General features: G+C 40.6%; 15 protein-coding genes. 10 read left to right on the top strand and 5 right to left on the bottom strand.

The window, feature by feature from the left end; all coding sequences use genetic code 11:
* The first annotated feature begins 470 nt into the window (after positions 1–470).
* A complete protein-coding gene (locus QJ048_RS16545; protein WP_282335511.1) occupies positions 471–914 on the top strand; it encodes a hypothetical protein in 444 nt (147 codons plus the stop codon).
* 46 nt (positions 915–960) lie between these two features.
* Here the strand turns inward: QJ048_RS16545 and QJ048_RS16540 are convergent, their stop codons facing one another.
* The 4 genes from QJ048_RS16540 to QJ048_RS16525 form a co-directional block, all read right to left on the bottom strand.
* Positions 961–1431 (bottom strand): JAB domain-containing protein, encoded by a 471-nt coding sequence (locus tag QJ048_RS16540; RefSeq protein ID WP_282335510.1) that lies wholly within the window; start codon positions 1429–1431, stop codon positions 961–963.
* A gap of 336 nt (positions 1432–1767) precedes the next feature.
* The gene (locus QJ048_RS16535; RefSeq protein WP_282335509.1) at positions 1768–2130 is read right to left on the bottom strand and encodes a hypothetical protein; all 363 of its coding nucleotides are present in this window, start codon (positions 2128–2130) and stop codon (positions 1768–1770) included.
* A gap of 173 nt (positions 2131–2303) precedes the next feature.
* On the bottom strand, positions 2304–3356 hold the full coding sequence (locus QJ048_RS16530; RefSeq protein ID WP_282335508.1) for a DUF932 domain-containing protein: 1053 nt from the start codon (positions 3354–3356) through the stop codon (positions 2304–2306).
* A 63-nt stretch (positions 3357–3419) separates the two neighbouring features.
* The gene (locus QJ048_RS16525; RefSeq protein ID WP_282335507.1) at positions 3420–3803 is read right to left on the bottom strand and encodes a single-stranded DNA-binding protein; all 384 of its coding nucleotides are present in this window, start codon (positions 3801–3803) and stop codon (positions 3420–3422) included.
* Between the two features lie 1265 nt (positions 3804–5068).
* Here QJ048_RS16525 and QJ048_RS16520 point away from each other — a divergent pair.
* The 5 genes from QJ048_RS16520 (at position 5069) to QJ048_RS16500 (ending at position 9919) form a co-directional block, all read left to right on the top strand.
* On the top strand, positions 5069–6520 hold the full coding sequence (locus tag QJ048_RS16520) for a hypothetical protein (protein WP_282335506.1): 1452 nt from the start codon (positions 5069–5071) through the stop codon (positions 6518–6520).
* A 65-nt stretch (positions 6521–6585) separates the two neighbouring features.
* Entirely contained in the window at positions 6586–7608 is a 1023-nt protein-coding gene (locus QJ048_RS16515) for a hypothetical protein (protein ID WP_282335505.1), read from the top strand.
* A gap of 58 nt (positions 7609–7666) precedes the next feature.
* The gene (locus tag QJ048_RS16510) at positions 7667–8020 is read left to right on the top strand and encodes a hypothetical protein (RefSeq protein ID WP_282335504.1); all 354 of its coding nucleotides are present in this window, start codon (positions 7667–7669) and stop codon (positions 8018–8020) included.
* Positions 8020–8757 carry a hypothetical protein gene (locus tag QJ048_RS16505; RefSeq protein WP_282335503.1) on the top strand — a complete coding sequence of 246 codons (738 nt, stop codon included), beginning with the start codon at positions 8020–8022 and terminating at the stop codon, positions 8755–8757. Before QJ048_RS16510 ends, QJ048_RS16505 begins: the two co-directional genes overlap by 1 nt.
* A gap of 22 nt (positions 8758–8779) precedes the next feature.
* Entirely contained in the window at positions 8780–9919 is a 1140-nt protein-coding gene (locus QJ048_RS16500; RefSeq protein ID WP_282335502.1) for a hypothetical protein, read from the top strand.
* 390 nt (positions 9920–10309) lie between these two features.
* On the opposite strand, the gene QJ048_RS16495 is transcribed toward QJ048_RS16500, so the two are convergent.
* Positions 10310–11509 carry an OmpA family protein gene (locus QJ048_RS16495; protein WP_282335501.1) on the bottom strand — a complete coding sequence of 400 codons (1200 nt, stop codon included), beginning with the start codon at positions 11507–11509 and terminating at the stop codon, positions 10310–10312.
* 344 nt (positions 11510–11853) lie between these two features.
* Between QJ048_RS16495 and QJ048_RS16490 the strand changes: the two genes are divergently transcribed.
* The 4 genes from QJ048_RS16490 to QJ048_RS16475 are packed head-to-tail and all read left to right on the top strand — an operon-like array spanning position 11854 to position 24976.
* Complete coding sequence (locus tag QJ048_RS16490) at positions 11854–13947, top strand: prefoldin domain-containing protein (protein ID WP_282335500.1); 2094 nt, start codon at positions 11854–11856, stop codon at positions 13945–13947.
* Between the two features lie 43 nt (positions 13948–13990).
* Positions 13991–15091, top strand: coding sequence for a hypothetical protein (locus QJ048_RS16485; RefSeq protein WP_282335499.1), 1101 nt, complete (start codon positions 13991–13993; stop codon positions 15089–15091).
* 48 nt (positions 15092–15139) lie between these two features.
* Positions 15140–22786 (top strand): PA14 domain-containing protein, encoded by a 7647-nt coding sequence (locus QJ048_RS16480; protein ID WP_282335498.1) that lies wholly within the window; start codon positions 15140–15142, stop codon positions 22784–22786.
* Positions 22787–22825: 39 nt separating this feature from the next.
* On the top strand, positions 22826–24976 hold the full coding sequence (locus QJ048_RS16475) for a hypothetical protein (protein ID WP_282335497.1): 2151 nt from the start codon (positions 22826–22828) through the stop codon (positions 24974–24976).
* Positions 24977–25003 lie beyond the last annotated feature (27 nt).

Raw genomic sequence — 25003 nt, 5'->3', positions numbered from 1 at the left:
ATACAGAACAAAAATTACAAGAGTGCGACGCAACGGCTGCTTCATAGTAGCAATACTGCCGGGTTCATAAAAAAAACAAACTGAACAGAACGCCTGCCTGGAGTAATTAAAACCTGTAAAGTTGACAGTTGCCGGTAGCTTCAAAAAAGACTTACGGGCAACCATTACCATTTGAACAATTTACGGTTGTATCTTTTGTTGTAAAAGGTTATGAGACAAAAATAGATTGTGCAACAACGCCAGACAAGATGTTTAAAAAGTGAACAGGTGGTTAGTGTTGGGCTTTGAGTTTTGATAGCGATAAAAGACAGGGATAATTTCATTTTAATTAAAGGACAATGATCGTGGTTGCCCAGATTCTCGGAGGTTTAGGTATTAATACGGTTGACCGACTGCACCACAAATTTTAATTTTCCAATAAAATGTATTGTGTTATTTGGTAGAGCAATCAATAATTAAATCTTAATTGAATGAGTTATCATAGAAAATTACACGCGGCATGTCTTACCCTTGCTGAGGAGTTGAACTGGAAAGAAGAATCAGAAATGACTGCAACCTATGTCAAGCAGACGGCAGAAATGACCAGGAAATTTATTGAGATAGCAGATAAATGGTTTCTAATTATTTTAGACTTACCAAACAACCAGTCAATAATTATTGGAGCGATTAACTATTTAAGAGGACAAGCTGTAGGGCCAAGTCCTGACTATTATACCTGGTTTGAAAATACGTTGGCAACACTTTTAAAGATTTGTAACCATCAGTTACCGATTAGTTTGGAAGATATCCCCTTCCTTATTTCTTTGCAACAGGGCACACTCAATGCTATGCAAGAGGTTTTAAATAAAAACGCAGAAGAAAAAAAGACACGCAACAATAATCGACAGACACGACAAAAAAGATTGGACAAATAGTTTTATGTTTCCTATATATTACTAGGATGCATAAAAAAGGGGGCGATCAAATCGCCCCATCATCAGCAAAGGAATAATAGCTTTCAGGAGTTATAATTAAATGATCCAGTATTTTTATATCCAGCAATTTCCCGCCTTCACAAATTTTATGGGTCATTTGCACATCACTATTGCTGGGTTTTAAATTCCCCGACGGATGGCAGTGACTGATAATAGCCGAAGATGCTCCCGCTTTTAACAGCAATCCGAAAACAAGTTTAGGATCAACGATGGTAGCGCTGATGGTGCCACTGGAGATTTCACAAATACCCAGTACGCGATTGGCATTGTTTAGAGCCATTACTTTGAACTGTTCCAGCAGTTCAATCTTGCCCATATCCCATGAGGCGAGAAACAGTTTGTAGGCATCGTTTGACGCTTTGATCTGCGGTCTTTCAGAAGCCCTGATCTTTGGTTTGTAAATGATTTCAAGTTCTGATACTTTCATCCAGGCTGGTGAGCTTGCTAACTTTTCCATAATTCAAGATTTTAAAGTGAAGAAATTATGGAACCATCACCTGGCTTTTACTTTGATTAAGTGGAAGGAGGAGCGGAATAAATGATGGCTTTGTGCGGAGGGTTTACTGTGTTTATGCCGCAATTCCTTGCCAACTTATCAACAGTAAAAGCCTAACTTTTGCAATAATTGATGCAGTAAAAAACTCAATAAAAAACAATCAACCAAAGGTTACCCTCGGCATTAGCCTTTCTTTTGCCAAGCTTTTATTTTGGTGCCTGAAAAGAAAAGCGGCGACCGCGGCATGATTATGCCGAGTCGTCGCCCGCAATAATTGAGCTGTAAAATATTTTTACTTTAATGAATCCGGCTAGAAACAGACTGGAACTTTTTTTGTAAGGCCGCAAATTGTTGCGCTTGTTTGCCTGCAAAATTTGCCGACCATTCTTCCAGCTCTTCGAGTTGCCCTTCAATTTTTTCTTTGGTTCGGGATAATTTTTTCATAGCCTCCGCATCTCCACCGAGGGTTTTATCAATCAACTCTTCATATTTGGCGATGGATTTAGTGCAGTCTTCCAGTTCCTCTTCAATAACCGTAGTTGAAAGCATGTCGGTGCCCGAGTCTGCGTGTAAAATGGTTGGAAGTTTTGTTTTAACGGGTTCGTCACATGATGACAATAAAATTGTCAATAATGAAAGAAGGGGTATTATGTTTTTCATAGTAATTTTTTAAGGCTCGAACTAAGTTGTTTATTTGAAAAGAAACGTTGCATTTTTGTGGGGGCTGTCGAAAAAAAAGCATTGCCCTACCAGTTTTTTGGTTTAAAAGTTTGGGAGATGTTGTAAAAGGCCGTGCCACAAAACAATGGCACGGCTAGAATAAAAAGGCTATTTTAAGAAAGGGATAATTTGCCAAAGTTTGAACACAGGTCGAATGCGGTTTGTGTTCTTTGCTGCGCAACACCTCCCAGCAAAATAGACTTTAGTTTTGTTTCATCATTCTTGTATTGTTTTACATTTTGAAAATAGCCGGTGATCCCGTTATAAAAACCAAACAAAGTGCCTTTTGTAGTGTCTAATTGTTGAGAAGGAGCTGCCAACATATATTCAAAAGTATTGTCACAAATATTGATAAATTGGGTCGAAAGTTCATCGTCTTGACCGTTGTTGATCTTTTCCAATACTTCTTTGTTTGGTACCATTGCCAACTGGATTAACTTTTTGATTTCCTTGTCAGTGATTTTTACTTTTGACCAATGGTTAAACAGTTCACTAAGTTGACCCGACAATTTGTAAGTAATGCCCATTAAAGTATGCGCCTGTTGCAATCTTTCTTTGGCGCTGGTAGTGTGCCTGATCTTTACCGCATTGCTGCAATTGTTGAGTGCGGCGGCGAGAGTGTTCGCGCATACAACTCTTACGGGAGTAAAAGCGGCGGTAATGCTACCTAATCCATCATGAGAAGTCGTAAGGAAAAGGTACTGTTCTATCAAATCACCTCTGCCCACCTGTATGTAATTTGGAAGTTTAGCGGTTATAAAAATTCTTTCCCCTGAACCCAAGGCACCGGCGGTCTCATACATGATACCGTCACCTTGTACAATCGCATCAAAGAAAGCAAAAGCATCTATATTTTGTACCACTTCATAATCTTTGCCCACCACACCTAAAACCTGTTCGGTGTCGGTGCGAATGGTAGCGTAATAATTGGGAACAAAAATCTCAGGGATTTTTAATTCCGTTTCTTCGTCTGCTAAATGATTTTCATTGTCATAAGTAAACAAAGGTCTTTTTTCAACGGTATAATCCAGTCCTGCAAATTTAATCGCTTCCTTACTGGTAGGATAATTCTCAACAATGGTTCCCAGACCATGCCAGGCTTTTTGTTGAACACTGAAAAAGCTGTGTTGATTTGTCTTTTGATTGTGGTTGATATTATGTGCCATGATTATAATTTTAAAAAGTTTTAAATAAGCGTGGTACTACCTGCAATACCACGCTTTGATTTTTTAGAATGGTAAATCTTCTTTTACATCGTCGGCTGTTGACGAATTTGGAGTTTCCGTTTGCTCGCCTTCTTTGCGTGTGCCATTAAAAATTTTAAGTTGTTGCACATGCATGGTTAAGCCTCCTTTTGGTTCACCGTCCATGTTTTTCCAAACGTTCACCCCTATGCGACCAAACAGTTCCACCACGGAACCTTTTTTAAGAAAAGCGGCCACACCGGGGTTGATCCAGTAGGCACATGCAACGTAGGTTACGATATTTGTCACCTCGTTACTGCCTTTTGATTTAAAACGGTCATTGATGGCAATAGAAAAATTGACTACTTCACGTCCGTCTTTTAATGCTGCTCTTTGAGCGTCCTGTGTTAATCTGCCTGTGATTTCCATAACTGTATATTTTAAAGTGATAAAATGATTAGCGGTTAAAAAGGGTGAGGGTCTGCGGTTGCGTTTTATTCGCATAGTTGGTATGGCTAAACCTTCGCGTAAGGTGATACACCGTTATATCCTCGTTTTGAAATATTGCCCATGCAGAAAGTAGGGCTTTGTTTCGTGTGATCTTCCTTTTGCGTTGGATTTCCCAAGAAAGAAACATGAGCTTTGATAGCTGTTGTGTGTTGTGCATAAAGACTGGTTTTAGAGTGAGTAAATATTTGTATGAATCATTCGGCTACGCCTCATTCTCATACTTGTAGCGACCAGTCATTAGTCATGTGGAGATGGGAGAAAGTTTTGCGCAGAAAAAATACTGTCCGGACGAAAAAATGGAAGAAGGCCAAAAAACAGGACGCAGATTTTTTCTGTGCAAACGTGCAAGCCGCAGGTTTACCGCAGGCGCAGACTTTCGGACATTGGAGCAGGACAATAGCTTTGCGAAAGAGTATCGAATGAAAGTTTATTGTAAAAAAACGAATATGAATTGCAGCACACTGACATGCAACCAATTGCCTAAAGCTTAACTCTACTATTGAATTTAGTATTGTCGTATCATCTTCGTGATACGAGGGTTAAAGTTAGACGCTCCTCTTCCTGGGAGTATTTTTTATGGAACCTAGAGTGTACTAGCAAAAGGTGTAACTGAAAACGCATTACCTAAATTTGGAAATCGGTTCTCTGCTTATAAATATGAATACCGCATATGTAGTGACAGTGAACTATTTGATATTTTTGAAACTCAAAAAAGAGGGCGTCTGCTATTTGAATATGTGAAAAGTTCTTCGGATAAGTTTGTTACGATATATGACTTAAGAAGAAAGGAAATTGTGTACAAGTAATATACCCCCCTAAGCTATGCTTTGAAAGAAAAAGATCTTCGATTTTAGATTCGTATGCAACTTTAAATAAAAAGAGGTTGAAATGAGTTTAATTTCTCTCAGCCACTTTTAGAATTCTTTAATAAGTCAGAAGCCGAAAAGCGTTTTATTCAAACAAAGACATTGTGATGTTTTTTTGTTGTCACAAGGTTACTCCCATTTGGTTGTTTTAAGCATAATCTTGATTTTAACAACGGGTGAAAGAGTGATCCTAACTGTTATAATCATACTAATTAGTTAAAGCAAAATAATTTTTTGCCGGCACATTTTTTCGCTTAATTTCGTTTTTGCAATTACAAGTGCCCCCTCCTCATACTTACCGGAACAAAACTCTGCCATATGAAGCAAATTCCGGTAAAGCAAAAACTGCCTTTATTTTTAATAATTCTGTTCGCGCCTCTACTCGCACAGGCACTGGCTGACAGCGTATTCAATTTCCCCGGCAAAGAAATTTCAACGATCGACAAAAAATACAATGCGCTTAACGATCGCCTCGAAAAGCAGCTTGCTAAAACACTAGCGCATTTTGCCAAACAGGAAAAGAAGATACAGAAGAAGCTGGTCGCAAAAGACAGCTCTGCAATTGCACTGTTTGCTTCCTCTCACCAACAGTATGAACAACTGCAGCAGCAGTTGAAAAATCCATTGAAAGGAAAAAGGGTCGCTAACTACATTCCCGGATTGGACAGTTTGCAAACCGCTTCAAAATTCCTGCAGCAAAGCGGGATTTTGAAAAACGACAAACTTGGCGAAGTAAGACAGCTAAGCAACGACCTACAAAAGCTGGAAGGCAGCTTGTATTCAGCCGAACAGATCGAAGTTTTTATAAAACAACGGAAAGCCTTACTAACATCTCAGTTGGAAAAGTTTGGCATGACGAAAGAATTAACCAGCCTGAAAAAACAGGTTTATTATTATCGCCAGCAAATAGAAGAATATAAAAATCTGTTCCACGATCAAAAAAAGCTGGAAGAAAAAGCGCTGGCAACACTTCGTGAACTGCCCGCCTTCCAATCTTTCATGCAAAAGAACAGTTACCTCGCGCAGTTGTTTCCTTCGTCAAATGGTGCAGGCACAGGTGATCCTGCTACTGCCATTGCGGGGCTGCAAACAAGAGCCAGTGTACAATCCATTTTACAGGAGAGGCTAGGTGCAACCTCACTGCCTTCCCCCGGCAATACAAGCGCTGCAGCGGTCAATCCATTGGATGAATCAATGCAGATGGCGCAGCAACAACTGAATACGCTAAAAGACAAGGTCAACAAACTTGGCGGTGCAAACAGCGACCTGGATATGCCCGATTTCAAGCCCAAAACGCAAAAAACAAAAACATTCCTGCAGCGCCTGGAACCGGGCATTATCATTCAAAGCAGTGGCAGCAGCAAATTTTTACCCGGCATTCTGGATCTGGGCCTGTCACTGGGTTATAAACTGTCCGACAAAAGCACCGTTGGCCTGAAAGCAGCATGGAAATCGGGGCTTGGCCATCCTATAAAAGACATTCATTTTTCAAGTGAAGGCGTAAACATGGGTGCTTTCATTGATATCAAAATTAAAAAATCGTGGTGGCTCAGCGGCGGCGGCGAATACAATTATCTGCAGTCTTTTAAAAGTTTGCAGGAGTTACATGCCAATGTAAAGGTATGGCAGCAAAGTGCACTGCTCGGTATTTCCAAAAAAGTAAAAGCGAGTAGACGCAGCCGTAATGTGCAATTGCTGTATGACTTTTTGTGGAAGCGGGAAGTGCCGGCAGCGCAGCCGTTGAAATTTAGAGTGGGCGTGGGGTTGTGAGGGAAATCACAAACTATTCTTAAACAAAAAATAAAATAATTGAATTCTTAAAACTAAAGTCATTTATGAAAAAAGCTTTTTTATTGATCCTTGCATGCAGTGCTTACTTTGTATTGTTTTCTCAGAACGCATTTCTATCAAACGGAAATGTATTAATTAATACTTCAACGGATAATGGAAATCAGTTACAAGTAAATGGTTCTGCAACTATTACAAAAGATATAATCGTTAATGGTATCACGGTTGGGAAGGGGGCTGGTAATTTGGGGCAGAATACCGCGTTGGGCAGTAATGCGTTGATGAGTAACACTGGTGCCTATAATACGGCAATCGGCTACAGCACATTGGTATATAATACCACAGGAATTCGAAACACAGCTGTAGGGGTGTGGGCGCTGCCGCAAAATACAACAGGCAACTATAATACGGCAGTAGGTTTTCAAACGCTTTATAACAATAGTACAGGTGTTTTTAATGCTGCATTTGGTCATGCTCCTCTCTATAGCAATACAACGGGAAACGGTAACATCGCGTTCGGCCAGGGTGCACTTTTCTATTCCACAGGAAGTTACAACATCGGGTTAGGCTACCGTGCCGGTTTTAATCAATCTGCCGGCGATAATAATATTATAATTGCTGCCAACGCCGCCTTTCCCGACCTGCCTAACCTTACCGGTTCTAATCAACTAAACATTGGTAATATTATTTATGGAACTGGTGTTAATTCTTCGACAATAGGAGCTGGCAATATTGGAATAGGAACAACTTCACCCTCCGAAAAGCTTTCAGTTAATGGCAACATAAGGTCCAAAAAAGTTATTGTGACCCAATCTGATTGGGCCGACTATGTCTTCGAACCATCTTATAAACTTCCTTCTTTAGATTCGGTGTCATCATTCATTAAAGCAAATAAACATTTACCTGAAATACCCTCTGCTGCTGCCATTGAAAAAGATGGCCAGGATGTAGGTGAGATACAAAAGTTGTTATTGAAGAAGGTGGAGGAGTTGACGCTGTATGTGATTGAGTTGAGAAAAGAGAATAAAGACCTTAAAAAAGAAATATTGGAATTGAAAGCCCAAAAATAGTGTCAGTTATTTATCGCCGGCACTTCAATTTAGAATTCATCAAATAAAACAAATGTAAATGCATTTTATTATTAGGAAGTTTTTCATCTTAGGAATTTGGATATTAGTTCTTAATACTGGTTACTCACAGGTTTGGGGAACGAATAACTCAAGATCAGAGACACGGGATGATGCCAGTGTAGTTACACAAAACGGCTCATCTGTACCATCTGGTTTTTTTGAAACTTACAACCCAATCAATTATCCAGCAGGTGCAAGCGGGTTGTGGCATTTATTAGGTATAAGGTATTCAAACTCTTCGAATAACCCGGTTAACCTTATTGGAATGCAATTCGCGGGAAGTGCATTTGGCAAAATTTGTATTTCCGGAAGCCATCATATTATACTGCACAGCCGTGGTCAAGAATTTTAATGGAAGATCCGATCGGACGTGTAGGGATTGGCACTTTAGATCCCGGGTATACTTTGCATGTAAAAGGCAAAATCGGGTATTTATTCAATATCGAAGACGATAACGGAGTAGGGAATTTCGTTGGCCTGCGTATGCAATCAACTTCATCCACAAAGGCACTTGGACTGCATTTAATTTCTGATGGGTTTCAAAATAACTCCTTGAGGTTTGGCTGGTATGGATTAGGTGGTATATATGACTGGGAAGCAGTTCCGGTTATTTTTGGATTGAACGCTCCGAGCGGCAGCCTTGTTTTAAATGACGCCGGCTATTTAGGAATTGGAACGTTCCGCCCAACGGAAAAGCTTGCTGTAGATGGCAACATAAAAGCACGAAAAATAATCGTAACGCAGTCCGGCTGGGCAGATTATGTTTTTGAATCTTCATATAAGCTTCCATCAATAGCTTCCATCGTTTCATTTATAAGAATACATAAACATTTACCCGGAATGTCACTGGCCAGCATCATTGAAAAAGAAGGCTTGGATGTTGGCAATATTGTAAAGCAACAGCAAGAAAAGATAGAAGAGCTGATGCTTTATGTAGTTGAATTGAAGGTAGAGAACAAAAAGCTACAACAGCAGCAACAAAAGACCGAAGAGCTGATACAATATTTGATGCAAATTAAGGAAGAGAACTTGATACTGAAGCAGGCTATGACAGCATATAAAAAGAATGGTCATATAAAAAGAATTTAAAACCCGAGAAACAAATTTAATTATGAAAAATATTTTCTTTTTAGCAATCCTACTGATTGGTTATCAAGGATACTCGCAGGACCCCTTACTTTGGGGTAATAATAATTCACGAACCGAAGGGCGTGATGATGCAGGCTTGCAAGGCAATGCTGGAGCGCGGTCAGGTTTTTTTGAAACCTACAACCCTATTAATTTTCCTTCCGGAGCATCCTCATTTTGGCATTTGTTGGACGTGCGCCATTCAAACTCGGCTAACAACTATGCTATGCAGTTCTCCGGAGGTTTTTTTGATCAAAATTTTTATTGTAGAAAAGTGAATAACAATCCTGCCCAACCCTGGTCTCGAATACTGCTTGAAAGCGCAGATGGAAAAGTTGGTATAGGAACTACTTCGCCAGAAAATGCAGAAGGCTGGCAAAGAGTATTGGAAGTACATGGAGATCTTCATTCAAAAATTATGACCACTACCAGCGGCATTCAAACGGGTTTATATGCTGATGGTTATAATGGTTTCTATAGCTGCCCCGCGGGCGAAGCGGTAGGTACTGCAACGAATCATCCCTTTTCGATAGTGACAAATAAAATAAACAGGGTTACTATTGGTGAAAATGGACTTGTTGGCATAGGTACAACAACGCCACAAAACACTTTGCATGTGGATCCTAAAGGGTCTGGCGGTATTAGCATTGGAAATGGTTTTGATAACGGAGGGTATACCAATTTTCTAGTGGGAATATCGCAGTCGTCAGGCGGATATTCATATCTGCAAAGTATTAAAGCTGCCGGCTCTGTATGGGGCGATTTAATATTAAATAGTAGGGGCGGTAATGTTGGTGTTGGCACCACCTCTCCTACAGAAAAGCTTGCTGTAAACGGGAACATACGTGCTAAAAAAGTAATTGTAACGCAGTCTAACTGGGCTGATTATGTGTTCGAACCTTCTTACAAACTTCCTTCATTAGATTCTATTGCATCATTCATTAAAGCAAACAAACATCTTCCTGAAATGCCTTCTACATCTACGATTGAAAAGGACGGGCTGGATGTTGGAGAAATGCAAAAGTTATTGTTGAAGAAATTAGAAGAATTGACGCTATATATAATAAGCCAGGAAGACAGGATAAAAAAATTAGAAGAGGAGAATAGACAGTTGAAAAAATAATTGTTGATCTAAAAGTTAAAATAGGAATGGGTATAGCGGCATGTGTAATTGCGGTGCACTAGAAGCAGCAAATTGATGACGCAGCAGCAGCAGTATGCATTGAAGGGATGGGAGATTTTTAAGCAACAAGTCATAAAATAGTTCCGTGCTTTATGTAATAAAAGCACCGGCTTTGCAATGCCCCAAAAGTCAGGCACTAATTGGGGGCATTTTTGTTTTTCGGAAATCAGATAATAATAAGTGCCAATCTGAACTTTAGCCAGACTGCAAGTCGCCATACCCGTTTCCTTCAGAATAGCTCCATGAGAGATAGCTTACGTTAGTTTGTTTTCACTTCCATCTATTGCTGAAGCGGGTCTCAGCATTAGTGAATGTAGATGTAAATAAAGATTATTTTACCAATACAAAAACTGTCCTTCTATTTTGCGATCGTCCTTCAGGTGTGTCATTATTTGCAATAGCGTGAGCGTCTCCCAAACCTATTGCTTGCATTTTAGTTCTATCAATGCCTTTAGACGCAAGATATTCCAGCACAACAACTGCACGTTCTTTACTCAATTCCCTGTTTCTCTTCGTGGTTCCGGTATTGTCCGTATACCCTTCTATTGTTAGTTGCTTATATTGCTGTGTAGTCAGCAATCTTGCAATAGTATCAAGTATTTGAGCCGAGAGTGGCATAAGCGTAGCTTTGTCGGAATTAAAATGAATCTCTTTCGCTAAATTATTTATAACGTCTCCAATATAGGAAGTCGCAGGAATGTTAGAGGTGTCCACTATTACAAGTTGCGGCGGACGGCTAACAGGAAGAGGGCACCCGTTAAGCCGTGCAAGTCCTGGTATAGTTGGACAATTGTCTTTATAATCAGGTATTCCGTCTCCATCCGAGTCGGGAAATCTGGTAAATGATTTTGGGCCTGCAATAGTGGAGCAAGAATCATTAATGTCAATAATTCCGTCATGATGCTGGTCATTTGTTTTTTGTATTGTTGATACAGAACGCTCAGCAGTGTTTGCAACAGGTTTTCTTTTTCGTTGAAATATTGTGCCCAACAGTCCTATCGAGACGGAAGTATTGTTATCGACCTGTGACGAAGTATTTATTTGATAATTGAATTGGGTATGCAGAAATATTTTACTGGTGAAACGAATTTCAAATCCCGCTCCCGCATTGAAAAAGAAATTTGTTTTGCTGGCTGTAACGCCAATCCCAGGACCTGCGTTTATAAAAGGATTGAAAGAAACTGAGTCAGAAAAAAAACGTCGTATTCCATTTACTGAAATAAAATGAAGCAAATCCTTATTGCTGGCATTTTTGCTAAAGGCAAATTTGGGTGAAGTACTTCCTGCCTGGATCATATAGTCATATTTGCCGGCGATCCCATCTATAAAAGAAAAAAAATAGCCCGTGTTAGTTTGAGATAGATTGAGTGGCCTTGAATAATTGGAAGCGTTGAAATGAATGCCCAACAAAGGATTTCGTTTGTAGAAATTGGTGGGGCTGTTTCCCGTCTGTGTAAATACATTGCAAAAACAAAAACAAACGGCAACGAATAGGGTAATTCTTTTATTTTTTTCAAGGACAGTAAACATGCGGCAAAGTTATTGAATACTGAATGTCTCTTTTTTTGCCACTAAGGTTGCTTGAATAAAAAATTGTTTTGTTAAAAAATCTCCATTACTTTTGTTATACCTAGTACAATAAGATCAGCTATTGATCACCGTTATACTTTCTGTGTAGCCCATTCCAAAATACTTCCGGTTAATCATCAACATCATTTATATTAATGCGCCATTGTATTTGGTGCGGCTATATGAACAACTACTGCTTATATATATTGAAAGCAGGCATTACACTTCTATTACTTTCAGTAATGCAATCTGTCGCCACGGCGCAGACAACTCCCGCCTGTATATGTAAATATGTCGATACTGGTATGATTACTCACGTTGAGAGTGAGGTGAAAAATATCCTAAAAGGACCGCCTTCAGATTCCGCTCTTGATCAAATAAGAAAGCTGAAAAAAATTAAAATTGAAGCCTCACCGGTTGGTATTGCAAAAGGACGACTTTTGGATAATCACATGCTCAACTATAGGGCAACCTATATATCAAGAATCGAAGGGGTATATGATTACAGCGATATCATTCAACAAAACATAAATTATACAACGAAAGTGCATGCGGTAAAGGACCTGCCGTTTAATGTATCTGTGTTCGGACGATATACTAATTCAGCTTATTTCAGGAACTATGTAGATTTCAATATAGGATTAAATGGGAAAGAAGTGGCTGGTCTTGCAAAGGATAAGTACCAACAAAACGCTCAAAAGGCATACCAGGCCGAGCAGCAAATGCTTCAATTGTATGTTGATGATAAGTTGGCCAAGTTAAATTCTTTATCAGATGAGTTTAAAAAACGGGATAATCCGGAGTGTCTCAATAAGTATATCCATTATAAAGAGATATTAGCCAATAAGCAGGTATATATTGACAAAATAAAGGACGGGGAAGATTCCATTTCTGCAGCGGTAGAATATGTAAGCAAATTCGACAGCATTCAGCATTCTATGGATGTTCTGCAACGATTGACGGACAGTTTAAAAAATGAATACAACAATGCGGCGGTTGAAATAAGAAAACTGCAAAAAGCAGATATAAACGACCTGAAAGGCCAAGAAGAGCTGTTAAGAAAATATGCGCCATACTTGAAAAAAATGCATGTCGATACTTCTTTTGTCGATGAGTACCGAAATAAATTCTGGGAGGGTTTTCAGAAGCTGTCATTAGGCAGAAGCATTGCAACTTCCACCCAATTGAGTTTTCAGAACGTCTCAATAAACGGCGTCAATATGGAATATGATTTGGGTGATGCGTTCTTGTCAGTACAGGCTGGATGGACAGATTTTGGGTTGCGTGATTTTGTTTTTAATACTTCGAAAAAAAAGGTCAACAACTTTGTTTATTCAACAGGTATCGGCATCGGGCTGCGAACTAAAAATTATGCGATGATTAGCGTTTTTGGAGGAAAGCATAATCCTGTTTATAGTGGTAGTCAGTCGGGTAGCGCAGCGCCGGGTTCAATAGGGATGAGCCTATCAGGACAGTTGTCTTACCGGCATCTCACACTTAATGGAGAAGTTGCCCAGTCAACGTATGCAAAACCCGTGGCAAACGGAACGAAAAATTCGTTTAGCATAAACGATAAATCCAACAAGGCTTTCAGTTGTTCTTTTTATAGCATATTACCTAAAAGAGGATTGAATGTAAATGGTTATTACAAGTATTATGGCGCTAATTTTTATGGATTCAATGCTTATCGGTTAAGTGCCAATAATAGTCAATGGGGTGTGCAGGCAAGTAAAAGTTTCTTTCATAATTTGTTAACCATAAATGCAGGAATAAAAAAGAACGACTATCAAAACCCATATGTGGAGCAAGTGTACAACGGTAAAAATACCGTGACCACATTAATGGCAACGTTTAGAAAAAACAGGTGGATTGTTTCCGCCGGTTATATGCCCTCTTTTCAATACGTAAGCATACACGATACCGTTTATGAGAACAGGTACCAGGTTCTGAACTGTATGGCAAGCTATTCTTATAAGGTGGGAGACGTGCCGGCTACGTCAACACTTATATTCAATAGGTTTATGAATAACAGTGCATCAGGTTATTTCTATGGAAACTCTTCGAACATTGTTATGACCCAGCATTTTCAGTTTGATAGATATAGCTCAGGGTTAACAGCTTCCGTTATAAAGAACAACATTTATAGTTATGTAGTATTCGACGGACATATACAATACATGATTAGTCGTAAAGTCACTGTTAAAGGCGGCTTTAAAATAAACAGTTTATCTGCTGCGGAATATGAAAGCAAAACAGGCGGCTACGGCTCAACAGCATTGACTATTCCTAGGGTAGGCGTGTTGTCTTTGCAGGTGGACTGCAACTATTATCCGGATATTAATTACAAATTATATAACAATACGATGGGTGTATTAAGTTTTACGACCTATTTTAAATAACACTATGAATGTGAGAATCAAAAATCTTCTAATTGCATTTGTGATGCTACTTGTCACAGGCAACGAGTTTGTTCAGGGCCAGGACCTGGTCGTAAGTGCTTTTTTGCCACCAGGAGCATTGATTGAAAAAGAGCAATTGTGGAATGTAATTATTGCAAACCCTTTATCTACACCGAGGCATTGCCAGCTGTCAGTAACAATACTCAATAAAAGCAATGGGCAAAAGATGATGACTGCTTTATCGGGCAGCATTGTAGTGCCTACAGGAGCAAGGCAGATGCAGATTGCAGACGTGATGCCTGTTGTATACAATTCGCTTAGCAATGACATTGACTTGTCATCACCTGGTTTTTTACCCGTGGGCCTTTACCAGATTTGTTATGAGGTATTGGAAGGTAAAGAGATGGCTTCGGGTGGAAATACCTGTGTCGATGTACAGGTAGATGTATTGGCTCCCCCTCAATTGATATTTCCGGAGAACAAGTCTGCGGTGAAAGAGACGCAACCTTTATTTAGCTGGGTGCCACCTGTACCGCTGTCACTTGTACGCAATTGTACATACGAATATAAGATTGTTAAGGTTGGGGGCAACCAGGTCCCTGCAGACGCCATCCGCGACAATGTTCCGGTATATGCCTCATCCAGGCTGGCAAACACAACACTTCCATATCCCGCATTTGCAACTGCGCTGGAAAAGCAACAGCTGTATGCGTGGCAAATAACCGCCCAGTCTTCCACCAGCAATCTGAAAAGTGATATCTGGACCTTCACCATTGAAGACGAAAACGACCCTACTGTATTGCCCGACGAGGGAAACACCTATACCAAACTTGCAAAGGGATATGACAAAGCCGGTTATTCGATTGTGCAGCAGATGCTAAAATTTTCATTTTTTAATGAAAGCGCAGATTCTGTTTTTCAAATTACCATAGCAGATGTTACCAGTAGCGCAGGGATTCGCCAGGTAAAACTTAACAAAGACAAACAGCCACAATTTTTGCGTGGCCTTAACCTGGTAGATATGGGACTGGAAGAGCAAGGAAAGTTCATTAAAAATCACATGTATGAATTTACCCTCATTGATAAGATAGGACAGGAGTGGAAAATGTTATTTGAGTACAAGGGAAAAAATAGAAAGGGCTAGCCGGGTTTTTTGAATTAATTGTAAACAACAGATCGACAATACGCTATTATGTTACAACTTCTGGGAGAAAGATATAAAAAGCAGATCGCCTTTTTTTTGGTGAATATTTTTTATATGGGATTTTTAGGGCAATTGCAGGCAGGTTTGTTAGCAGCACCGATAGGCAATTTTAAATCTCACTTTGATTTTAAATCAAAGCGATTGATATTGCCTGGAGATAATGATAGCGGTGCAGAAAATATATTTTCAGTACACGCAGGAAAAACAAAAACAAAACTCAATCCTTTGCCTGATGAATACAGTGTCTCCAAAGATGTTGCGCAGATTACGGAGTCCAATAAGCGAGAGTCTTCTCCAGCCATTGGCCCAAGTCAGCCGGAAAGCTCAACTTTTCAAAGTGCAGGAACGGATAATATGGTTGATCTATTCTCCGGTAATTTCTCCTACAATATACCCTTGATGGATGTGGGCGGTTATCCCGTGTCCATTCACTATAACAGTGGCATAACAATGGATCAGGAAGCCAGTTGGGTCGGATTGGGTTGGAACATCAACCCGGGCTCGATTACGCGTAATATGCGCGGCTTGCCGGATGATTTCAATGGAACGGATTCGATTACAAAAACGGAAACCATAAAGACAAATAAGACGGTGAGTGTGGATGGTGGATTTAGCGTTGAGATAGTTGGCCTGAAGCAGGTGGTAAAATCAGCAAAATTTGGTGCAGGAGTGAGTTCTACTTTAGGCGTTCGTTACAACAATTATATGGGTTGGGGCATTGAGTCAAGTATAACGCCCACGGTGAGTAGTAGTATTTCAGGCGGCGCAAATACCGCCGGCAAGTTAACGGCTAGTTTGTCCATAGCCAATAACACAATGTATGGCCCCAGTATTTCTCCCAGTCTTTTTGCGTCTCTAGGCGATAAGAATAATAGTAAGTCAGTTAGTTTGGGTATTGGTACTTCTTATAACAATCGTACGGGCATCAGCGGTCTTCAGCTGGACGCGGGATATAAACAAGCGCCAAAGTCTTACCAGAATGCAAAAGCATCCTTGTCTGGAATGGATTTGCATTTATCATCCTATATTTCCTTTGCAGTGCCTTCCTATACACCTACGATTACGATGCCGATGAGGAACACTGCATACAGTTTTACGGGAAAAGTTACTGGTGAGATATGGGGACTGGCACCTGGCATTTCTATAACAGGAGCTGTTCAGCAACAAGAAATACCTGATAAATACAAGATCAGGAAAATGCCGGCTTATGGCTATATGAACTATACCAGGGCAAAAGATGATGTGAATGCGCTAATGGATTTTAACCGGGAAAAGGATTTGACATTTAATAGTGAATCTACACCACATATTGCGGTACCTGTTTATACGCCCGATCTGTTTCAGATAAGTGGGGAAGGCACAGGAGGCATGTTCAGGGCCTATCGTGGTGATCTTGGTTATATCCGTGATCACAAGATGGAGACAGAAAGTGGCTCTGATAAACTGTCGACAGAGGTTGGACTAGGCGATTATGTTCACGTGGGGGCGGACCTTATGAAGGTAGATGCTTCTACTACCAACTCCGCCTGGAAGGATGATAACAAGCTTGCCAGTAACTTGACTTTTAAAGATGATGACACCACTTTTGAAAGTGCGTATTTCAAAAATCCCGGGGAACAAACGGCGGTCGACAGAAATTTTTACGCAGCTGTAGGAGATGATGACTTGATAAGAGCTTCATTAACTGGAAGTGGAGAAAATGTATCGCTTGATTCAAAGTTTGAAAAAGTACGTGGTGGTGCTTTTATCAATGGAAATGTAAATGTAGCAACTGCGATAACCCGTAAAGAAAGGGACAAACGAACGCAGTTGATTACTTACCTCACAGCGGAGCAGGCCGATAAATACGGCTTCAATAAAAAGATACTGTCCTACCCTGAAAATGAATTTGGAAAACCATCCATGATCAATCCCGGCGGAGATACCAGCTGCATGACAGGTATCAAGGTTATTGATAGAATAGGCAGCATAAGAAAAGGCAATCACCTCTCCGAAATTGACGTTTTGGGCAATGATGGAAAAAAATACGTATACGGCATACCGGTATACAACACAATGCAACAGGATGTGACTTTTTCCGTTAAGCCGTCTCCCACCAACATGAACAAAGGGTGGATAAATTACGATCCAACCGATGCTTCCCTTGCCAACAAGAGTGGCAAGGATAACTACTATTCAAATGAGCAAACACCTGCTTATGCACATTCCTTCCTGTTAACAGAAATCTTGTCGCCCGATTATGTAGACATACGGGGTGATGGGGTAACGGACGACGACCTGGGTGATGCCATACGATTTAACTATACGCAGGTTTGCAGTGAAAAGGACCCTTTCCAGTGGCGCATACCGTATACAAAGGATTCGTTCATGGCCAACTATAATGAAGGCTTTAAATCGGAAAGTCGTGACGACAAAGGCTCTTATACATTTGGAAAAAAAGAACTCTGGTACCTCAATACCATCGAATCCAAAAACTTTATTGCGGTCTTCACCACCTCCAAAGAAAGAAAAGATGTCATAAACATAAAGGATTCTACTGGTGGTTTTGACTACAACGAGAGTAAGGCCCAGAGAAGGCTGAAACAAATTGATCTCTATTCAAAAGCGGACTGGGTGAAGAATGGCAATAGCGCGAGACCGGTTAAGACGGTTTATTTCGACTATGATTATTCTCTTTGCAAAGCCGTTACAGGCGTTGACTCAACGGGAAAACTTACGTTGACAAAGATTTCCTTTAGCTACAGTAATGGTAAAAAGAAAAATCCTTACCTGTTCACCTACGGTGGGAAAAATCCTGACTACAATCCTGCGAGCTATGACCGTTGGGGAAACTATAAGGACATGTCCGGAAATCCTGTATCCGCAAAAACTACTGCGCTAAATAACTATGATTATCCATATTTAGTACAGGATAGCACCGTTGCAGCAAGTAATGCTACTGCCTGGAACCTGACCGACATCCAAACACCCGCGGGTGGAAAAATGAAAATCACTTACGAGAGCGATGATTATGGGTATGTACAAAATAAACGGGCTTCCAGGCTTTTCGATATCCGCGGTTTTGCTGCCAGCCCTACAGGTACGCCTACAAAATATATTTATGGCGATGCCCAGCTCAATGAGAAATTATATGTAATGGCAAGGGTGCCTGTAGCAGTAACTAAACCGCAGGAAGTAAAAGAATTGTATTTGCAAGGCATTACCAAGTTATTTTTTAAACTCAATGTCCCTATGCCTGCAGACAAATGGGGCAATGGCAACGAATGGATCCCATTATACGCAGACATCGCAGATGCCGGTGTTGTAAGCGGAGGAGACAATAAAACCATTTGGATAAAAGTAAAAGATGTAGATGGCGTTAGTCCTTTCAAAAAAGTGGCCATGCAATTCCTGCGGCTGAACCTTCCTTCCAAAGCGTACCCTAATTCTGAAACCGGCGATGATGTCAATTTTAAAGACATGGTCAAGGTGATCTTTTCTTCCATGAGCGGTTACCTGCAAATGTTTTCAAAATTTGAAGCAGTAGCTGCAAACAATGGATGGTGCAAAGAAGTGTTTTTAGGCAATTCATTTGTACGATTAGATGAGCCTACCTTGAAACGATATGGAGGAGGATCAAGAGTAAAGCGAATTGAAATATTTGATAGCTGGAACAAAATGACAGCAGGGCAGCAGCAGGATGCATCTTACGGGCAGGAATACATGTATACAACAAGCCAAATCGTGAATGGCGTTGCTGCTACTGTTAGCAGTGGCGTGGCATGCTATGAGCCGCAAATAGGAGGCGATGAAAACCCCTTCCGCATTGCAAAAGAGCTAAGCGAAAAGACAAACCTGCTTGCTCCGGTAAATCTCATGTATTCGGAAGAGCCCATTGGGGAATCTTTCTTTCCGGCACCCATGGTCGGGTATTCAAAAGTGAGAACAAGAACCATTCACAGCAACAATAAATCAGCAAATGGATGGAGCGAAACGGAGTTTTATACATCCAAAGATTTTCCAACGGCAGTAGAAATGACGCCGCTCGATGGTTCCGGCAAAAAGCCTTTCAGATCGAGCCCTCTGGGACAATTTTTGAAAATAGAATCCCGCCAATACATGAACCTGAGCCAGGGATTTAAAGTGGAGCTTAACGACATGAATGGCAAAATGAAATCACAAGCTTCTTATGCAGAGATAGATCCTGCTAACCCGATTGCCTATACGAGATATTATTACAAGGTAGATGATAACAACGCTGACCATAAACATCTTAATAATGAGGTGGGCGTGATCCTTGGAAACAAAGGAGAAATAAGCCCTGGCATGGTGGGGAAAGATATCGAGGTAATGGTTGACCTGAGGCAGCAGCTATCACAAACCACCTCGCTTAATCTGGGTGTAAACGTAGACGTGGTAGCCGCAGGCGTTTGGCCGCTGCCGTTACCATCCGCCATTCCGTTTCCGCAAAAAGAAACTATGCGTTTTCGTTCTGCTGCTGTCGTTAAGATAATTAACAGATATGGTTTGCTGGATAGCGTGGTACAGATGGATAAAGGAAGTATTGTGTCCACTAAAAACGTGATATGGGATGGAGAAAGTGGACAGGTGGTGGTGAGTCGCACAAACAACGAATTCAATGATCCTGTCTACAACGTAAACTATCCGGCTTATTGGGCATACGATGGCATGGCACCAGCATATAAAAATATAGGAATCGATCTGGCTAAAACTACAAACGTCAGAAAGCAATTGAAAATAATAAGAGGAAAACTGTTTGATTATGATGATAACCCATTGCCAAATTGGGAGGCATTCTTTAAAAGCGGCGATGAAATCATTGTGCAGCGCGGCCTGGAAGAAGATGTGCAGCAGCTCACTCCGATGGCAATGGACATCCCCGTAACCTCTGACCCCACATTGTGTGGCGATCCAAAATGGCGTGCTCCAATCAAACAATATATTAAACTATGGGCCATTGATGCGAGCATAGGCAAAGAGCACAACCAGGGAATTTATTTTATTGATCAGGAAGGGCGCCCTTATAGTTGTAAGGAAATTAAAGAATTTAGAATTATACGCTCTGGCAGAAGAAACATGATGGCTGCAGCAGCGGGGTCGCTGGTATCCCTTGCTAATCCTATCCGCACAGTAAACGGCATTGATAAAATTCAAATAGATGCGCAAACAAATGTCTTGCAGGCATCGGCGGCTACCTATAAAGATTTATGGAAGGTGGTGAATCATTGGTATGTGAAGGATACTCCATATATCGTAACGCGGAATTTTACTACCACATTGCAGCCCACTGTAACTATTTTGAAAGACCAGAATGGTACTTTTAGTTATTCAAATAATGCTGGATATATCGTTAGCAGTTTTTTCTATTTGGGAAGAATTAAAGGACTGTGTGGCAGACATTCGTTTGGAACATCATCCCAATCTATCATAAACTTTCCAATTGAAAAAATACCAAAAGACGCTGTCATTGCAAATGCCACGCTTAATTTATCTCCTTATGCTCCACAGGATGTTTTTCCTATTGTAACAGTGGGTCGTGGTGCTTGTGGTACAAAGAGGAATTCGTTTGATTGGGGAAAAAACACAGCTTACTATGCTAATCTATTTTACCTGCCTCAATCCCAAACGTCTGCCGCCGCTAAACTGAGCCGGATTACATCGACTTGGACATCAAGCTTGCAGTTAACAGTGCCAACTACCACAGATAATAATGTGGCAATTACTCAGGATAATTTCACCAACCTTAACTGTACAGGATTGGTTAAAGATGTGTTCACAAGAGAAAATTTCGGCTTTTTATTTAAAGAAGATGTAATGAGCCCTAATAATGAGACCGAAGATCAGAATAACTTTCTCAGCTTTTGCAACACGGATAATATTTCAAATAATTCGACCGGAAATGGTTTTGTATGCGATAATAGTGGTGTTTATTGTAAAACATGTTCTGTTTCCAATTTGAAAATAAATTACAATAAAAGCGTTGACAGTGTTGGACAGATCTGCAAACAATTCATATCAGACACCGTAGTTAATCCTTACCGATTCGGTATACTTGGTAACTGGCATGTCGATAGAAGTTATGCATATTATAGCGACAGAGATGAGCGCAAGGAAAATGATCTGTCGTCTGCAGTCGTGTATACAAGAACGGGTGGCACACTTGCAGGTTTCAAACCCTTCTGGAGTTTTGGAGGTGATGTAATGGCTGCAACCGCCGACACTACTCAGTGGAACTGGACGAGTGCAGAAAACTTTTTCAACAGAAAAGGTTACGAAATGGAAAACTATGACGCATTGTACAGGTACAACTCCGGGCAGTATGGGTATAACCAGCAGTTAGCAATTGCTGCCACTCAAAATGCGAAGAACAGGGAAACTTTCTTTGATGGATTGGAGGACTACGATTACAAAACCAATAAGTGTAATTATCTGTGCAAGGATGCAAGAACTTTTGATGGCTTTACAATTACAAATGCAGATGCGCATACCGGTTTGTATAGTTTGAGCCTCGCAGCGGGGCAATCAAAATCTATTACTTTACCGCTTACTGCCAGTGCAGATACAGCAGCAGCTTTGTCGATCAAGGTTGATTCCTCACTTGTACCAAGAGGAACGGTAATACCTAAGGGAACTGGATTGACCGGCTATTATGTAGCAGGTGATAATAACCAGTCATTGACACGCACCGATGCCAGTATTAACTTTAATTGGGCTGTAAATCAAGCGCCAGATCCCGGTTTGCCTGCTAATGGTTGGTTGACAATAAACTGGGTGGGCAAACTACAGGTGCCGGAAAATGATACTTATACTTTTTATATTGACTATCATGATGGAAGAACCGTTAATTATATAATGACTGTCAATGGGGTCCAGGTTGTTTCATTAGGCACCGCAACTGTTCCAGTCTTTTTGGAAAAGGGAAAGCTATATGATATAGCAATATATGCAACAACGGAGCGGAGCCATAAGTTTTGGACTGGAACTGACAATATTGCCTTCAACTTCTCCGCTTTATGGAGCCGCGAAAAAGGCTTCACAAAAACGCTTATTCCTACAGGGGCCATGTATCCTATAGGTGCTGATACTTCCGGATCCTTTAAAGTACAAAACTTCTATTGTGTAAAACTAAACAGCGTTAAACCACAAAGCGTGATTCTCCCAAAAACAGCTCCGATAAAGGGTTCACAATCTTTAATAACGGCTTGGGTGAAGGTCAAGGATGATAATACCAATACCGCTAATGTAGACGGCCTTGCGCCAATTAAAATTCAATACGCGGGATTGTCAGGCTCAGACGCTACGCTTGCGCCTACGGGTGTGCGCATTGAAGGATGGCAGCGCTATGAAGCCGTTACAAAAATTCCGGCGAGTGCCACCAATATGCAACTGGTGTTTCAGCCAGGCACGAGAAATATTCTGGTGGACGATATACGCATTCACCCGTATAACAGTAACATGAAATCGTTTGTGTATGATCCTGTGAGCCTGAAGTTAATGGCAGAACTGGATGAGAATAACTACGCCACTTTTTATGAGTATGACGATGAAGGCAATTTGATGCGTTTGAAAAAAGAAACAGAACGAGGCGTTATGACCATCAAGGAAACCCGGAGCAACACACAAACTGCGTTATAGAACAAGAACTGATTTATTAAAATGACTCAAAGTAAAAATATGCGATACCTGTTGAAAGCGTTGATAGTAGCTGTATTGAGCATGAGCCTGTCGGCAGGTGTAAATGCGCTTCAAGCCCAAAAGGAAATGCAGCCATTGGGAATAAGGCTGGCAAGTCGTACCAATGCATTTAAGGAAATGATTGCTATAGGAAATGCTTATCAATCAACCGATCTGCTTAGCTACAATGTAGCTTACGATTTTGCCGATAGTGCCGCCTTGTCAACATCACTGGAGCATAAGGAGGGGCAATACAAAATGTTTGATAAAATGTTCTGGGGTATTGTCGACAGTAGTATGGAGTATTTGCAGGGAAACCAATATTATATCTCAATCGATCACGATAGCAAAAACATATATATAAGCAATAAGCTTAATTATTCAAGAGCACTGAATATACCGCTGTTGGATTCCATATACAACGAATCAACCTTGCAGGATCTTATACTAAAAAATGCCGGGGGCATTTATAAAAAACTTACCATTCAATATTTGCCAAACATGCCCTACAAGCAAGTTGAGATGGTATATGATTCCACAACTCATTTGCTGAAGAGCATCGCCTATTATTATAACACCATTTACTATCCTGATCAGAATACTTTATGCGATAATATGCAGAATCAATTAATTGTTCCTTCTACCGGAACAACTATGCCTGTATCTATTACGCCTGCGTTACTGATCAAAACCTATAAGAACTTTATTGCAGAATTTCCCGGGCATACAAAAGGTGCAACCGTACATATGTTTGTGCCAGGGTCTCAAGGTTCTGCATATAATAGTGTAAAAAACTATCGGCACAACGATGTGTATGCTTTGATGCAAGAACCGGGTAATTTCAGTTATACATATTCCCTGGCAGTTAGTAAAGCAAAGGGAGGGCCGAATAACATGGATGAGTTCACTGCCACTCCAAACCTCGTAACCGACTCTATCACCCCTCCGCCACCGGCATCCAAAGTAAATTTACTAGGCGCACCTGCCGGCAACTGGGTTGATTCTACGATGAATGGTTTGCAACTTTTTGAATGGTACATGAATGAGCATTTGGCTTTAAATTATAAAGCTGAGGTATACGCTGAATGGTTGGTTAATACTTGTAATTATAAACTATATCAGTTGCCATGGAGCAATGATATAGCGATAGTGTCTGATACCTTGCAAAATATATGGAACCAATTTGCGAACCAATATCCTTCCAATCAATTATCCATCACAGAAACGATTAATGTCCCTATTGTTAATTCAATGCTGATCAAATCAGATATGCCCACAGTAGTCGCAAATGAAGATGGTATAGTGGCCGGTACGTGGACAAACGGCACTTGGTTTGTTCAACGAGCCGGCGCTACGTTTGATTTATCAATGCTGGCCAAAAATGCTACTATAAACAGTGCGACCCTTAATTTATATGCCAACAATTATTACGGACTATTCGCCAGCCAATTCCGCTATGTCAGCCAATATCCATTTATGCAGATACAACCTGTGAGAGGTATTTATGTCGCCGGTAAAACCACATTTGAGTTGCAACCCGAAGTCAATACAAACATAACCGCAGTAAATCTTCCATCTCTCAGCAATACGCAAATCTCCAGCGAGAGCTCTGATGACTTTTGGAGCGAACAGAACTATTACGGGCAGAAAATAACGGGGCTTATTGCCTCTATGTATACAACCATTAATAACACTGGCATTAACTATCCTGTGCAGTACAGGATGAACGACGAAGGGTATGTTTATAAAATAATGCAGTTCGGCGGCATTTCATGCAGCAACCCGGCTAAACGCCCGTCATTAAATATTTCTTACACAGCTGCACGTTGGGATGTATTTACTGCTTTTGTAAACAACACGCTAAAGCTTAATCTATCGAATGATCAGGTGAAGGACATATACAAGTATGCGGGAAAATTAGAAATCAATAATGACTGTACGGTTGCCTCGGCAGGGATTGGCTGTGGTGGCGCAAGTGTCGGCAGGCCTATTACCGGAGTTACAACCATTACGCTCAATCAAACAAATGCTACAGAGAATGACTTGCCATATTTTGGAGAATCAAAATTCATTTATAAAGTAGGGGATGCCTTTTATCCAACCGCAGCTTACTCCGGGTATAAAATCATTCCTGTGTTGAATAATAATTAGTAGTTAATAGGATCCCCATTGCCGTTA

Origin of the sequence: Pinibacter soli, from assembly GCF_029961145.1 — a bacterium.
Taxonomy (GTDB): Bacteria; Bacteroidota; Bacteroidia; order Chitinophagales; family Chitinophagaceae; genus Pinibacter; species Pinibacter soli.
Note: the sequence above shows the minus strand (reverse complement) of the source record. Positions and strands in the feature narration are given on the sequence as shown.